The following is a 13,474-nucleotide window of genomic DNA, read 5'->3' as shown; positions in this document are numbered from 1 at the left end:
GAATATTTAAATAAAATGTTTATGATTAATTGCTTTCAGATTCAGCAGATTTTACCAAAATCTCCTTTGCGATTACCATGGGTACTTTAATGTATTTTTTCTCCATGTAATTGATCACCTTATTCAGGATCTCGCGCGCTTGAGGATCAAGTTGTTCCATCTCATTGGCAAATACCTCTGTCATGGCTAACTCGCGAATGGCTTTGATTTGCTCTGGAACTTCCTTCATCGCCACTTCTACACGACGCTGTTTTAGGATTGGTAAAAATTCTTTGATATTCTGATCAATGATCTTAGCTGCATTTTCCAATTCCGAATAACGCTCTTGGATATTTTTCTCCGCAATCTGCTGTAAGCTGCTTACTTCGATGTAATGAACCTGATGCTTAGCGATAATCTCTGCATCGATGTCATTTGGAATGGCTAAGTCAACAATGACCTTCTTATCGTCTTCACCATTTAAAAGAGATTGATATAGGTCATCATGAATGATAGCCTCCGGAGCACCTGTACAGGTGATCATCACATCAAATCCTTTTTTGTAGTTCTTTAACTCCGATAATGGGTAGACCGGCGCCTGTAATTCGGCAGCTAACGTTGCAGCATTCGCAACTGTACGGTTAAAGATGGTGAAATTGCTGTATTTATGTTTCTTCAAATACTTCGCTAAATTCTGGTTTGTCTCACCAGAACCTATAACCAAGATTCTCGGATTATCCTTTAATTTTACTTCACGAAGCTTACGGTAAGCTAATGAAACCACTGAAATAGGGTTTCTTGAAATATTGGTGTAGGTATATACCTCTTTCGCTGTTTTAACCAAGCGGTCCATCATCAGACGTAAGAAGTCTCCAGTAAATCCTGCCGCTTTACAACGATCGTATGCACGACGTATCTGCGCCAAAATCTCTTTCTCCCCAACTACTAAACTCTCCATTGAACAAGAAGTACGGAACAAATGCTCCAATGCTTCCTGACCGGAATAACGAATTACTTGACTCAAATAGTTCTGCATACGTTCCGCTGGAACACAGAAATTCATCTTGTCAAGGAATTGTACTACAAAATCATCGCTTAACTCATGTGGACCATAGAAAACAAACTCAACACGATTACAGGTGCCAATATAGAATATTTCCGGAATGTCTAAGTTGTTTTTTAGGTTAATAAGGCGATTATCCAACTCCTCATTGCATATAACCAAATTCCCCAAATCTTTTAGATCGACATGTTTATGGGTAAACGCTATAACTTTTAAATTCTTCAAAGCTTAATCTTTCGCCAATAATTTTGTACTGCAAATGTAGATTAAAACCTTTGTGATATTGTCAAAAATCTGTCAATACAATGAATTTAGAACGATTATAAATAATGTTAAATTTTTGTTAAATTACAGATTTATAGTTCGTTATAAACCAAAGCGCGAATTTTATGTGATGAGAATCATAATTTGAACGCTCAGTTAATGACGCATATTACCCTTCTGAGCGATAATTTTTTACTGCTCATAGCTGAATTTCAAGACGAATGTTCATATTTGGAAAAAAATTCATACTCATGCGCTTATACAAACCACTAGCCTATTTAGGTTTTATTGTCGTTTTCTTAGCAGCTATATTCTGCCCATTCCTAAAAGTTCCTATTAAAGGCAACTGGAATCTCTATCAGGTGGATTTCTCCCTGTATGTCATCACAAATGGTTTATTGGGATTGTCCGTGCTCTTCTTTTTCATTCGGAAGCTAGCTGCATTCCGATTCGTCGCTGCCGCATTATTTATTTGGACCATCCTTTCCTTAATCCTGGTATACCTACAAATAAATAATTATTTCGGTATCAAATTAATCGATGGCTTATTAGCAAAGACACTTCATTTGAAGTGGGGTTGGGTTCCCTTGATCCTGGGAGCATTGCTTTTGTTTATTTCTGTGCGAAAAACGAAGCATAGCAATGTAGAAAAACAAGAAGTAAAATAGATTTTCAATCTAATTAATAGAAAAAGCCCAATGATCTATTCCATGTCATTGGGCATTTTTATGAGGTATGGGTTATTTCTATAGAACTAGAAACTCCTCTAAAGCACTATTCTAATTTAAGATCCTCCAACTATTAGGTATATATTCCTTTAAGTTTTCTCCTAATTTCCTTTGATACTCTAAGGGAATTTCCTTGGATCTGATATGGATCTTGTTCGGATCTCGTTCGGTCGGAACCGAACGAGATCCGAAGGAGTTCCGAACAAGTTCCGAAGGAGATCCGAAGAAGTGTCGAATAAAACCTCTGTAAGAGACGGTTAGACATTAGACAAAAGACAACAGATTTCGCAATGTCTGATATCTGATGTCTGTTGTCTGTCGTCTCCGAACTCTACTATCTGACGTCTGTTGTCTGTAGTCTCCTAAAAACCACTACCCGCTAATCCTTAAAGGTTATTTCTGTGGTCGATGGGAGATGAAATGGGCTTTCAATTTATCAAGACCAATATTTTCTTCGATTTTATCCAGTTCAAAAAGCCATGCTTTCTCTGGTAATACTTCTGAGTGTTCTTTGGAGTTAATAAGCTCTAATGGTTTTACTTTGATGGTTTTCTCGATTGGCGAATTAGCTTGATAGGATTTTCTGGAAGTACGGATGATTTGGAACTCCAGAGTTGGCCATTTATTGATCGCTGAAAAGTTTGCGGTATAAATCTGGTTATACTCCCTAGCTGGGATGATATTGGCAAATATACCAGTGCGTTTATTTCCATTCACCTCGGTAACCGAGACCAATAGTTCATAAGAAGTCTCATTGACCAAATAGAATTTTACCAAACCTTCCTTTTGTTCCCCTGTCAGCCCAAGGAATATGCCTTTGTCGATGAAAGGAAGATTTTGATTGACCTGTACTGGTTCATCATCTTCTTCCATACGCATGTTTCCATGTACTAAGGTTATTTTACTTTGCATCACTGGGATTTCAAATCCAGTTTCATCCGTTACACCTACTAATCCGTTTTCAAGGAAAGAGGTGATATGTCCTTCGATGGGTTCATCGACAAAACGTACGAGGTCGCCTATTTTATAGTTCATTGTATACTTTCTAAAATGTTGATTAAACGATGTATATCTGCCAGGTTGTTGTATAAATGTAAACCTATGCGGATGCCTGTTCCCCTAGGGAAACATTTTACACCAGAATTTAACAGGTTGGGATAGAGCTGCGGATCGATTTGGATATTGATAACCGAAGATTGAACGGCTCGTTTGGTATGCGGTAATAGCCAACCGCGCTCACCCAGTAATTGATAAGCCTCTTTCTTTAAGGCTTGAAGATGGGATTCGATATTGTTTAATCCGATGTCGGATAAGAAAGTCAAGGAATGTCCTAGGGTCCCATGGGACAGCGTATCTTGGTGTCCCGGCTCAAAATAGGTGCTTAAGAGGGATTTATTTGCCCACATGGCAGCCTGAGGTTTAGGGATGTCCTTCGCTTGTTCCTGTATTAGTTCTACTAACTGATCACTTAAACAGATAAATCCATTTCCAAAACCTGAAAGTAGCCATTTATAACCTGAGGTAGCAACAGCATCAAAGCCTGATTCCGTAAAATTGAATGGCTCAGTACCTAAATATTGGGTTCCATCGGCAAGGATTAATAAAGAAGGATTTTCCTTTTTTAGCTTCTTGATGAAGTTTAGATCCACCTTAAGACCGGATATGTATTGAACAATACTGAGCACCAATACATCGGGTTTATGGAATTTAATAGCTCCGGCAAGATCTTCTTCCAATTGCGTGGAAGGTTTGATCTGTATATAATTCAATTTCCGGTTTACAATGGGATATTGCAGGGAAGGGTATTCTTCTTCCAAAACCAAATACCGATAGCCCTTCGGCAAAAGGTCGATCAGAGTATTATATCCAAAGGAGAAATTCGGAGTCAAAAAAGTCTGCTCAAATTTGGAGTGAAACAGGTCGACGACTTTTTGCTTAACCCCAACGAGGAACTCCAATTGCTTATCGCGTAAATCACTTGCGGTATCAAAGAAGCTGATATCACGTTCCAATCGCCATGTTTTGCTGGTTTTAGGCAGCAAACCATTGCCTGGAGTATTTAGGTAGAGGATATCATTTGGAATATCAAAGTGTTTATTGTAATCCATATGCAGTTGTTTCTTGTTTTGCTAAGATAGATAGAAACTCTTTTTGAGGCATGGATGATGCCCCCATGCTTAATAAATGTTCCGTCGGGAATTGGCAATCAATTAACTGAATGTCATAGGAGCTTGCCAAATGTACTAATGCTATTTTGGAGGCATTAGAGACCTTCGAGAACATACTTTCACCACAAAATACCCGACCAATCAAAACACCATATAAGCCACCGACCAGTTCATCCTTTTCCCAAACCTCTATGCAATGGGCAATCCCTAGCTCATGTAATCGGATATATGCGTCGATCATCTCTTGGATGATCCAAGTTCCCGCTTGATCTTTTCTGCTTATTGCTGCGCAATTCTTGATGACAGCTGAGAAATCTTGGTTGGCTGTTACACGGAATTTTTTTGACTTGATGACCTGTTTCAAGCTTTTTGAAACATGGATGTTTTCACAAGGAATGACAAATCGCATTAATGGTGCATACCACAGAATAGGACTGTCTTCATCGTACCAAGGGAAGATCCCATGTTGATACGCTAAGATTAAACGCGCTGGTTGGAGATCTCCACCGATGGCGAGTAGGCCGTCCTCATCCGCCAAGGACGGATGGGGAAATGCTATTTTCTGTTCATCCAAGAGATAAGCCATACGAATAGGCTCTAGTCTTCGTCAGGTTGTCTAGGTTCCTTGCTGATTTCATCAAACAATTTGTCCATATGCTGAACATACTCATTGGTGTCATCAAGGAAAAATTCCAATTGAGGAACAATACGTGCTTGGTTCTTAATTCTCGTTCCCAGTTTATAACGGATTTCATTGCTCTTGCTCTTTATCTGTTCGATATCCTCTTTTGCCGTTTTGGTGTTTAAGAAGCTAAGGTAAACGCGAGCGATTGCTAGGTCTGGCGTTACCCTTACTTTGGTGACAGTAATAAAGGCGCCAGGTGCCCAAGCGTTGCCATCACGCTGAAACATCTCCGCCAAATCCTGTTGGATAACCCCTGCAAATCGTTGTTGTCTTTTACTTTCTGTTCCCATCATATTACGATTGCAAGATTACCGAATTGTAATCTTGTTGCACAAATATAAGAATTTAGCATGAAGCATGGACCAAGGCATAGGGGCAACTTTTGGAATATTCACCTAAAAATGAAAAAAGGCACCCCGATATCGAGGTGCCTTCCACTTGTTTGAATTGTTTTTTGTTTAGTTATTCATCAACCTTGACAAAGTTCCCCTGTAAATCGAAGTCAAGATCGGTTCCGTCGGTCAATTCAATTTCATAACCATCGTCCTCAATTTCGATGCTGTTGACACCTAAACCTGGGTAGTTAATGGCTAAATAAGCTAAGATCTTCTCCGGAACAAATTCCGAAGGGATGGCTTGGTCATCCTCTACAGCTTCAATTTCTACCCAATTCCCGTCTTTGTCAAATTCAATTTTAATCCCGTTGTCCAAGATTACTTCGAATTCTTTTTTAGTTAGATTGTCATTTACCTTGGAAACCTTTACCACCTTGGCAGTTTTAAACTTTGCCGAGATGAATGTGTTGGCCTTGCCCGGTAATACAATCTCATTACCATCATTGTCTTTGCTACATGAAATTGCAGTGATTGCAATAGCTAATAGGAAAGATAATCCCAATAGAAATTTTTTCATAGTTCTGTTTTTTATAAGTAATTGTTTCAGTAAACCATGCAACCCCAATTTTTTAAATATTGCATCTGTTTATGTTAGCATGCTTATCGATATCAATGCCAATTATGTTAGACTTTTAGAATTTATTGTTTTTAATTATTAGCGTATATTTTATAATATGGATAAATCAATGAATTATAGCGATTAAAGTGTTAATGAATAATTTATTCACGAAATACACACTTGTTAATTGTATGTTACATTAATGTTACACAACTGTATCAATTAATATTCAGTTTGTACTCTAAGTTGGACATTCCCTAAATCATATTTTCTTTAGTAGTCTTGATATGCGGTAAACAAGTGGCGATTTTCGTCAGAATAGGCTTCTAGGTGTTTAGGGACGGCTTTATTAGTGGAATTGGCTGGTGAAAAACTAGTGCATAAAAAAAGACTTGTCGTGGGCATGGTGACAAGTCTTTAATCAAAATTAGTTTATAATTGGATAGAATAATTTCTTTCAAAGTTTTAAGACATTTTGGTCTATCATGTTTAGTTTTGGTGGTTATTAGCGTGAGTGCAAACTCACTTTGGTAATCTTTTCATCTCCCTTTACACCACAAACATAGTCCTTTAAATAGGTTGCTACCAAATGTTTTTTAAAAAAAAGTAAGTGATTACTTATATTATGATTTATCTAAATCAGTCAAAAATTGGTAATAAAGCCCCTTTTTCACAGAGAAGATCAGGTAAATTAATCATTGAAATATTGGAAATTTTAGGCTTTAATGGACTGCTAAAACGCCATAGCTACATTATTTTTATGTTAAATAATTGCTAAGAATGTATTTATATGGAAATACGCATATTTGTCAGCTTTATATTAAAATAAAAGATTTTGGATTGTAATATTTTGTAAAAATATAATGTCAAACTACCTCATTTTTGGTAGGTGAGGGTAGAGGCTTAGAAGATTCAGGGAAAAGATTATTTGAATTTATTCCTTGTAATAACAACTTGAAAATTCTGTTCTAATTGGTACTTTTGTTCGACAAGATTGAGAAAATGAAAATTTGGCAAAAAAATATAGATGTTGACACCTTTGTAGAATCTTTTACCGTTGGTAAAGATCGCGAGATGGATTTACAATTAGCCGGTGCAGATGTATTAGGTTCCTTGGCACATACTCGAATGCTTCATAGTATTGGATTAATGGACCAAGAGGATTTGGATGCGGTACAAGCAGAATTGAAAAACATTTATAAAGAGATACTAGTAGGAGATTTTCAAATTGAAGACTCGGTAGAAGATGTGCACTCTCAAGTGGAGATGATGTTGACCCAGCGAGTTGGTGAAGCAGGTAAGAAAATCCATTCCGGCCGTTCTAGAAATGACCAGGTGCTGGTTGACCTCAAGCTTTATTTTCGTTCAGAAATAGAAAGTATTTTCAAGAATACAGAAGAACTATTCCAAGAGCTGATTTTATTGAGCAATAAACACCAGCATATATTGATGCCGGGATATACGCATTTACAAATTGCGATGCCTTCATCTTTTGGATTATGGTTTGGAGCTTATGCAGAGAGTTTGGTCGATGACCTTCAGCTTTTAAAAGCGGCATGGAATGTATGTAATAAAAATCCTTTAGGATCTGCAGCAGGATATGGTTCCTCATTCCCACTAAATAGAACGATGACCACACAATTATTAGGTTTTGAGGATCTAAACTATAATGTGGTTTATGCACAGATGGGACGTGGAAAAACAGAGCGCATCTTAGCGCAAGCCATGAGTTCTATTGCGGCTACTTTGGCAAAATTTGCCATGGATGTCACTTTATTCATCAACCAGAATTTTGGCTTTATTTCCTTTCCAGCGCATTTGACAACTGGTTCAAGCATTATGCCGCATAAAAAGAACCCTGATGTATTTGAGTTGATCCGTTCCAGATGTAATAAGATTCAGGCACTTCCAAATGAAATAGCAATGATGACCACCAATCTGCCTGTGGGATATCACCGTGATTTACAATTGCTGAAAGAGAATTTATTCCCTTCGTTTCAATCGCTTAATGATTGTTTGGCGATTGCCAAGTATATGTTGGAAAATATCAGTATCAAAGACAACATCTTGGATGATCCAAAATATGACTATTTGTTCAGTGTAGAAGTAGTGAACAATGAGGTGTTAAAAGGCGTGCCTTTCCGTGAAGCGTATAAGCAGATAGGGATTGATATAGAAGAGGGAAGATTTAAGCCAGCTAAGGAGGTGAACCATAGCCATGAGGGAAGTATTGGAAATCTTTGCAATCATCAAATTGAAAGAATGTTCCAGCAAATCAAGCAAGAGTTTGGATTTGACAAAGTTGATCAAGCACTTCGGGATTTATTGAAATAAATCCCATAGCAGGAAACAATAAGAATTAGAAAGGAGGCCTAGGCCTCCTTTGTTATTTTTGTATACTAAATTTATATCTAATCTCACTTTGGAATACTTCTCCTGGATTTAGGATAACGGATGGGAAGTCTGGGTGATTGGGGCTGTCTGGATAATGTTGTGCCTCAAAGCAAAAACCGCCATAGCGTAAATAGCGATGACCAGATTTTCCTAAATCATCCGCAAGGAAATTGCCGGTATAAAAATGTATGCTCGGCTCAGAAGTGAAAACCTCTAGAAGAATACCACTTTCCTTGGAATAGGCACTTGCGATTGCTTGACTGATAGGTTGCTTATTGAGGTAGCAGTGGTCATAGCCATTAGCATATTCCAGTTGCTCGTCCTGCGCATTGATGTCTTGAGCAATAGTCTTTGCTTGTCTAAAATCGAATGCTGTTTCTTCAATGGATTCCGGTTTTCCAATTGGAATTTGGTTTTCATCAATAGGAAGAAATTCATCCGAATTAATCTGGATGAGGTGATTTAGGACATCACCATTTCCTTCACCATTCAAATTAAAATAAGCATGATTTGTTAGATTGAGGACAGTTTGGGCATCCGTTGTTGCGCGGAATTTAATGATGATTTCGTTTTCATTCGTCAATTCATAGGAGACAGAAGTCTTTAACTCTCCTGGAAAACCCTCTTCACCATCTGGCGATACATAGTAGAAATCTACTAACTTTTTGAAGCTCACTTGACGATCCCAAACTTTACGATGGAAACCTTCAATACCACCATGTAGGCAATTGTTGCCATTGTTTAGTGCTAAGCTATATTCCTTACTTTCCAAGTTAAATTTACCTTTGGCGATGCGGTTACAGAAACGACCAACGGTTGCTCCATGGTATTGTTCTTTAGCTTGCAAGTAACCCTCAATAGAGTCAAATCCAAGGACGACATCAATTAAGTTTCCATGCTTGTCAGGAACCAAGGCACTAACTAACCTAGCACCGTAATCGGTTAAGGCAATGGCCATTCCAGCACGATTTTTTAAAGTAATTAAATGCGTATTTTTATGATCTATTTTATGTTCAAATCCTTGTGCTATAGGTAGTTTGTAAGTCGTCATTGCTTGTAGGTGTTAATGTCCTAAAGATAAACAATTAGCTTGTCCATCACAAAGGTAAAATCCTTTAAAAATAAAATTGATTTTCGTAATTTGGTAAAAATCAATCGCATGACAAAAGTTTACGCTTTATTCTTTTTGCTGAGTTTTTTTCTTTTTTTATATGCCGTTTTAGTAGTACCCATAGATTCCGTAACGACTACGCATTTTTTTGGAACAACCTATGTTCTTTCCGAACGAATGGTTTGTTGGATGCTTTCCTTGACCGCCTTAATATTTGCTGTACTTTATTTATTTACGAAAAACCTACTTTACTCCAGTGTTTGGAGCCGCATGCATTTAATCTGTTTTATATTCTTAGCCATTAATATTTGTGCATTTTCATTTCTGGAGCGTCATTATGTGGAGTTGCTTAGCCATAAAAATGGAATGACGGAGGCAGATGTAGAGGCACAAGGTAGTTTTGCGAGGATAAGTGAGTTTTTTATTGGAGGCATGTCCATACTATTGATCATGCAATTGCTTTACCCGTTGAATTTAATCTTGGGTATGATCGTCCGAAAAAGCCAAGGAGAGGGATAAGCTCCGGTTTTAAAAACGTATATTTGCTATCCTTAATCCAAGATTTTTAGATGAACTGGAAACAATTAATTTCTGCTAAGCGCTGGGGTTATGAAGACCGCGTGCCAAATGAGCAATTTGATGCACGTTCGGAATTCCAACGTGATTACGATCGACTAATATTTTCCTCTCCATTCCGGAGGTTACAAAATAAAACGCAAGTATTTCCATTGCCAGGCGCTGTCTTTGTACATAATCGATTGACCCATAGTTTAGAAGTTGCTTCGGTAGGACGTTCCTTGGGACGTTTGTTCTATAATTTGGTAAAAAAGAATAATCCGAATATTGATGAGGAAGCACCCTTCCTACAAGAGGTAGGCAATATTGTTTCTGCAGCATGTTTATCCCATGATTTAGGGAATCCAGCATTCGGACATTCTGGGGAAGCTGCCATCTCTTCGTTCTTTACAGATGGTAAAGGAATGAAATACGAGGAGCAGGTTAGTAAAGAGCAGTGGGCAGATTTAACACATTTTGAAGGTAATGCCAATGCTTTACGAATCTTGACGCATCCATTTAATGGAAAAGATCCTAAAGGATTTGCATTAACCTACACCAGTTTAGCGGCGATTGTTAAATACCCCTGTGCTGCGATTGATGGACATATAAAAGGTTCGCATCACCGCAAGAAATATGGCTTCTTTGATGCAGAAAAAGCAGTGTTTGAAAAGATTGCCACGGAGTTAGGTTTGGAGAGAGATCCTTCAAACCCTGCCGGATATGTTCGTCATCCCTTGGTTTATTTGGTTGAAGCAGCGGATGATATATGCTACAACATTATCGATCTAGAAGATGCACATCACTTGAAGATATTGTCCTATGAAGAAGTGGAGGCTTTATTAATTCCGCTTTGTGGAGATGGTGATTTAAAGGAACGATTAGCCACATTGGAAGATCCTGCCAGTCGAGTATCCCTACTGCGGGCGAAAGCTATCAATACCTTGATCAATGCCTGTGCAAATCTATTTGTGGATCATCAGGAAGAGTTTTTAGCAGGTACTTTTCATAAGCCATTGATAGAAGCTTTGGATTCAGACATTGTTGCACACATGGAATTGATATCCAAGATTTCCGTTAAGAAAATCTATAATGCTTCTGCTGTAGTGCAAATTGAGATAGCAGGTTTTAAGGTAATGAATGCTTTATTAGAAGAATTTGTTCCTGCTTATTTAAAATCGAATAAATCCCTATTCGATAAGAAAGTGGTTGCAATGATTCCATCACAATTCCATAGTCAACAAGAGGATACTTATTCAAAAATTAGAGCAGTTTTGGACTTTGTATCCGGCATGACCGATGTTTATGCCGTTGACCTATACCGGAAGATAAAAGGAATCTCTATTGCGGCTTTAGACTAATCAAGGTAAAGGGTTTATGTGGCCTGTTCCATCTTGAAAAGATGGGATGTAAAGGACATGAGCCGACTTTGCGTCATGATATAGAAAGAATTTAGAATGAAAGTAGTTATTGCAGAGAAGCCTTCAGTGGCTCGTGATTTAGCACGAGTGATGGGGGCGAAGGAAGTGAAGGACGGGTACATCAGTGGAAATGGCTATGCATTTACCTATGCATTCGGTCACTTGGTACAATTATGTACCCCACAAGCCTATGGCTTTCACAATTGGTCCGTTAGTAATTTGCCGATCATTCCACAGCAATTTGTATTGGAAGTAAAAAAGGTGAAAAAAGAAGGTAAGCAGATGGATGATGGGGGAGCCCTGAAGCAGCTGAATACCATTAAATATTTATTGGAGCAGGCGGAAGAGATTATTGTGGCAACGGATGCGGGGCGTGAAGGAGAATTGATCTTCCGAAACATCTATTATTACCTGAAGTCTAATGTTCCGTTTAAAAGGCTATGGATCTCCTCACAGACTGATAAGGCTATCAAAGAAGGATTTGCTAATCTTAAGGAAGGGACAGAATACGATAGTTTGTACATGTCTGCTAGATCTCGTTCAGAATCGGATTGGTTAATTGGGATCAATGCTACACAGGCATTAACCTTAGCGGCTGGAAATAAGGGTTTGCTATCCTTAGGTCGGGTTCAAACACCAACCTTGGCGATGATATGCTCTCGATACCTTGAAAATAAAGATTTTAAACCCCAAGCTTTTTATAAGATTCAAGCAGGTTTTGAAAAAGAAGGAATAAGCTTTAAGGCTACTTCCAATAAAATTGATAAAAAAGATCAAGCAGAAGAAGCGATTTCCAAATTGCAGGTAGGTATGCAAGCGAAAGTGGCTAATGTGGAAGCAAAGGAAACCAAAGAGCAACCACCGTTATTGTTTGATTTGACCTCCCTGCAGCAAGATGCCAATAAAAAATACGGCTATTCCGCTGATCAGACTTTAAGTATTGCGCAGACCTTATATGAGAAAAAGGTCATTACCTATCCGCGTACTGGTTCAAGGTACATTGGAGAGGATGTCTTTGAAAAGATTGAAGAGCTTTTTCAGCATTTGGCGGATAATGCAACGGAAAGTATCGCTGTCATTAGTAAGAATCTAATCGGCGCAAAACTCAACAAGCGTTCGGTTGACGATAAGAAGGTGACGGATCACCATGCTTTATTGGTGACAGATGAGAAACCAGGGCCAATGCCTATGGATCAGCAGAACATCTATAACATGATTGCTAAGCGTATGGTGGAAAGTTTCTCTGAAGTCTGTCTGAAGGATATTACCACTGTTACTATTGATGCTGCCGGTATTGAATTAATTGCAAAAGGTACAGTAATTCGTCAGTATGGATGGCGTTTGTCTGCTGATCAAGTGGAACTTCCTGATGAGGATAAGAATACCGATGATCAGGATAATGAAAACGCCCAATTACCAAAGCTTATCATTGATGAATTATTGGAGGTATTGACTTTGGAGTTAGCAGAAAGAAATACAAAAGCTAAACCTATCCATACGGAAGCATCCTTATTGAAAGCCATGGAAACATCAGGTAAGGAAATTGAGGATGATGAAATGCGCCAAGCGATGAAAGATTGTGGTCTGGGTACTCCGGCTACTCGTGCGGCAACCATTGAAACCCTATTCCAAAGAGACTACATCAAACGCGATAAAAAGAAACTTATTCCAACTGAAAAAGGTTTGGCAGTTTACCAATTGGTTAAAGATCGTTCGATTGCAAAAGTGACTTTAACGGGTAAATGGGAGCAGAAGCTAGAGGAAATGCGCGCCAATAAAGTAAGTTATGATGTGTTTATGAAGCACATTAAAGACTATACAGCAAAAATCACCAAGGAGTTATTGCAATTGCGCATCGCTATTGCTCATGAGGAATTGAAACCCCTGCAGAAGGGAAAGATTAAATGTCCGAAATGTACTCCTGGACAAGTGCATCTTTTTGATAAGGTTGCTCAATGTGATCATTATGCTCGTGGTTGTGACTTTAAGATTTGGCGTACATTAAACGGTGTCTTCCTGGAAGAGAAGGAGATGAAGAACTTGTTGGAAAAAGGAAAAACATCACCCTTGAAAGGTTTAAAAAATCAACAAGGACAGTCCGTAGATGGTAGTTTAGTGTTTGAAAACTTTAAAGTAAATATTGCTTGATTTC

General features: G+C 38.3%; 12 protein-coding genes. 5 read left to right on the top strand and 7 right to left on the bottom strand.

Features of this window, described 5'->3' with window-relative positions; translation table 11 throughout:
• Window positions 1-25: 25 nt before the first annotated feature.
• Window positions 26-1,267, bottom strand: coding sequence for a glutamyl-tRNA reductase (gene hemA, locus ACP6L2_RS16705; RefSeq protein WP_344675126.1), 1,242 nt, complete (start codon window positions 1,265-1,267; stop codon window positions 26-28).
• Between the two features lie 290 nt (window positions 1,268-1,557).
• On the opposite strand from hemA, the gene ACP6L2_RS16700 reads away from it, so the two are divergent.
• On the top strand, window positions 1,558-1,974 hold the full coding sequence (locus ACP6L2_RS16700) for a hypothetical protein (protein WP_344675125.1): 417 nt from the start codon (window positions 1,558-1,560) through the stop codon (window positions 1,972-1,974).
• 453 nt (window positions 1,975-2,427) lie between these two features.
• Here ACP6L2_RS16700 and ACP6L2_RS16695 read toward each other — a convergent pair whose 3' ends face one another.
• From ACP6L2_RS16695 to ACP6L2_RS16675, 5 genes are all read right to left on the bottom strand, one after another.
• Window positions 2,428-3,069 carry a hypothetical protein gene (locus ACP6L2_RS16695; protein WP_440510395.1) on the bottom strand — a complete coding sequence of 214 codons (642 nt, stop codon included), beginning with the start codon at window positions 3,067-3,069 and terminating at the stop codon, window positions 2,428-2,430.
• Window positions 3,066-4,142, bottom strand: a complete 1,077-nt coding sequence (locus tag ACP6L2_RS16690) for an aminotransferase class V-fold PLP-dependent enzyme (RefSeq protein WP_440510394.1) — start codon at window positions 4,140-4,142, stop codon at window positions 3,066-3,068. The genes ACP6L2_RS16695 and ACP6L2_RS16690 overlap by 4 nt, the downstream gene beginning before the upstream one ends.
• Entirely contained in the window at window positions 4,129-4,788 is a 660-nt protein-coding gene (gene aat / locus ACP6L2_RS16685) for a leucyl/phenylalanyl-tRNA--protein transferase (protein ID WP_440510393.1), read from the bottom strand. Before aat ends, ACP6L2_RS16690 begins: the two co-directional genes overlap by 14 nt.
• A gap of 11 nt (window positions 4,789-4,799) precedes the next feature.
• Window positions 4,800-5,177, bottom strand: coding sequence for a 30S ribosome-binding factor RbfA (rbfA, locus tag ACP6L2_RS16680; protein ID WP_344675154.1), 378 nt, complete (start codon window positions 5,175-5,177; stop codon window positions 4,800-4,802).
• Between the two features lie 172 nt (window positions 5,178-5,349).
• Entirely contained in the window at window positions 5,350-5,799 is a 450-nt protein-coding gene (locus tag ACP6L2_RS16675) for a PepSY-like domain-containing protein (protein WP_440510392.1), read from the bottom strand.
• Between the two features lie 1,044 nt (window positions 5,800-6,843).
• Here ACP6L2_RS16675 and argH point away from each other — a divergent pair.
• Window positions 6,844-8,175, top strand: a complete 1,332-nt coding sequence (gene argH, locus ACP6L2_RS16670) for an argininosuccinate lyase (protein ID WP_440510391.1) — start codon at window positions 6,844-6,846, stop codon at window positions 8,173-8,175.
• Window positions 8,176-8,227: 52 nt separating this feature from the next.
• Here the strand turns inward: argH and ACP6L2_RS16665 are convergent, their stop codons facing one another.
• A complete protein-coding gene (locus ACP6L2_RS16665) occupies window positions 8,228-9,286 on the bottom strand; it encodes an aldose epimerase family protein (protein ID WP_440510390.1) in 1,059 nt (352 codons plus the stop codon).
• Window positions 9,287-9,394: 108 nt separating this feature from the next.
• Here ACP6L2_RS16665 and ACP6L2_RS16660 point away from each other — a divergent pair, with 108 nt between their 5' ends.
• The 3 genes from ACP6L2_RS16660 to ACP6L2_RS16650 all read left to right on the top strand — a co-directional run bounded on the left by ACP6L2_RS16660 (window position 9,395) and on the right by ACP6L2_RS16650 (window position 13,470).
• Window positions 9,395-9,865 carry a hypothetical protein gene (locus tag ACP6L2_RS16660; RefSeq protein ID WP_440510389.1) on the top strand — a complete coding sequence of 157 codons (471 nt, stop codon included), beginning with the start codon at window positions 9,395-9,397 and terminating at the stop codon, window positions 9,863-9,865.
• Window positions 9,866-9,915: 50 nt separating this feature from the next.
• Entirely contained in the window at window positions 9,916-11,262 is a 1,347-nt protein-coding gene (locus tag ACP6L2_RS16655; protein WP_440510388.1) for a deoxyguanosinetriphosphate triphosphohydrolase, read from the top strand.
• 96 nt (window positions 11,263-11,358) lie between these two features.
• Complete coding sequence (locus ACP6L2_RS16650) at window positions 11,359-13,470, top strand: DNA topoisomerase 3 (protein ID WP_440510387.1); 2,112 nt, start codon at window positions 11,359-11,361, stop codon at window positions 13,468-13,470.
• Window positions 13,471-13,474 lie beyond the last annotated feature (4 nt).

Source organism: Sphingobacterium lactis, from assembly GCF_051951495.1.
GTDB lineage: Bacteria > Bacteroidota > Bacteroidia > Sphingobacteriales > Sphingobacteriaceae > Sphingobacterium > Sphingobacterium lactis_A.
This window is presented reverse-complemented; position numbering and strand designations above follow the sequence as displayed.

Excerpts from the sequence above, each read along its gene's own strand:
- ACP6L2_RS16700 (WP_344675125.1), top strand. The coding sequence starts at position 1,558 with ATGCGCTTATACAAACCACTAGCCTATTTAGGTTTTATTGTCGTTTTC.
- ACP6L2_RS16695 (WP_440510395.1), bottom strand. The coding sequence starts at position 3,069 with ATGAACTATAAAATAGGCGACCTCGTACGTTTTGTCGATGAACCCATC.
- ACP6L2_RS16690 (WP_440510394.1), bottom strand. The coding sequence starts at position 4,142 with ATGGATTACAATAAACACTTTGATATTCCAAATGATATCCTCTACCTA.
- aat (WP_440510393.1), bottom strand. The coding sequence starts at position 4,788 with ATGGCTTATCTCTTGGATGAACAGAAAATAGCATTTCCCCATCCGTCC.
- rbfA (WP_344675154.1), bottom strand. The coding sequence starts at position 5,177 with ATGGGAACAGAAAGTAAAAGACAACAACGATTTGCAGGGGTTATCCAA.
- ACP6L2_RS16675 (WP_440510392.1), bottom strand. The coding sequence starts at position 5,799 with ATGAAAAAATTTCTATTGGGATTATCTTTCCTATTAGCTATTGCAATC.
- argH (WP_440510391.1), top strand. The coding sequence starts at position 6,844 with ATGAAAATTTGGCAAAAAAATATAGATGTTGACACCTTTGTAGAATCT.
- ACP6L2_RS16665 (WP_440510390.1), bottom strand. The coding sequence starts at position 9,286 with ATGACGACTTACAAACTACCTATAGCACAAGGATTTGAACATAAAATA.
- ACP6L2_RS16660 (WP_440510389.1), top strand. The coding sequence starts at position 9,395 with ATGACAAAAGTTTACGCTTTATTCTTTTTGCTGAGTTTTTTTCTTTTT.
- ACP6L2_RS16655 (WP_440510388.1), top strand. The coding sequence starts at position 9,916 with ATGAACTGGAAACAATTAATTTCTGCTAAGCGCTGGGGTTATGAAGAC.
- ACP6L2_RS16650 (WP_440510387.1), top strand. The coding sequence starts at position 11,359 with ATGAAAGTAGTTATTGCAGAGAAGCCTTCAGTGGCTCGTGATTTAGCA.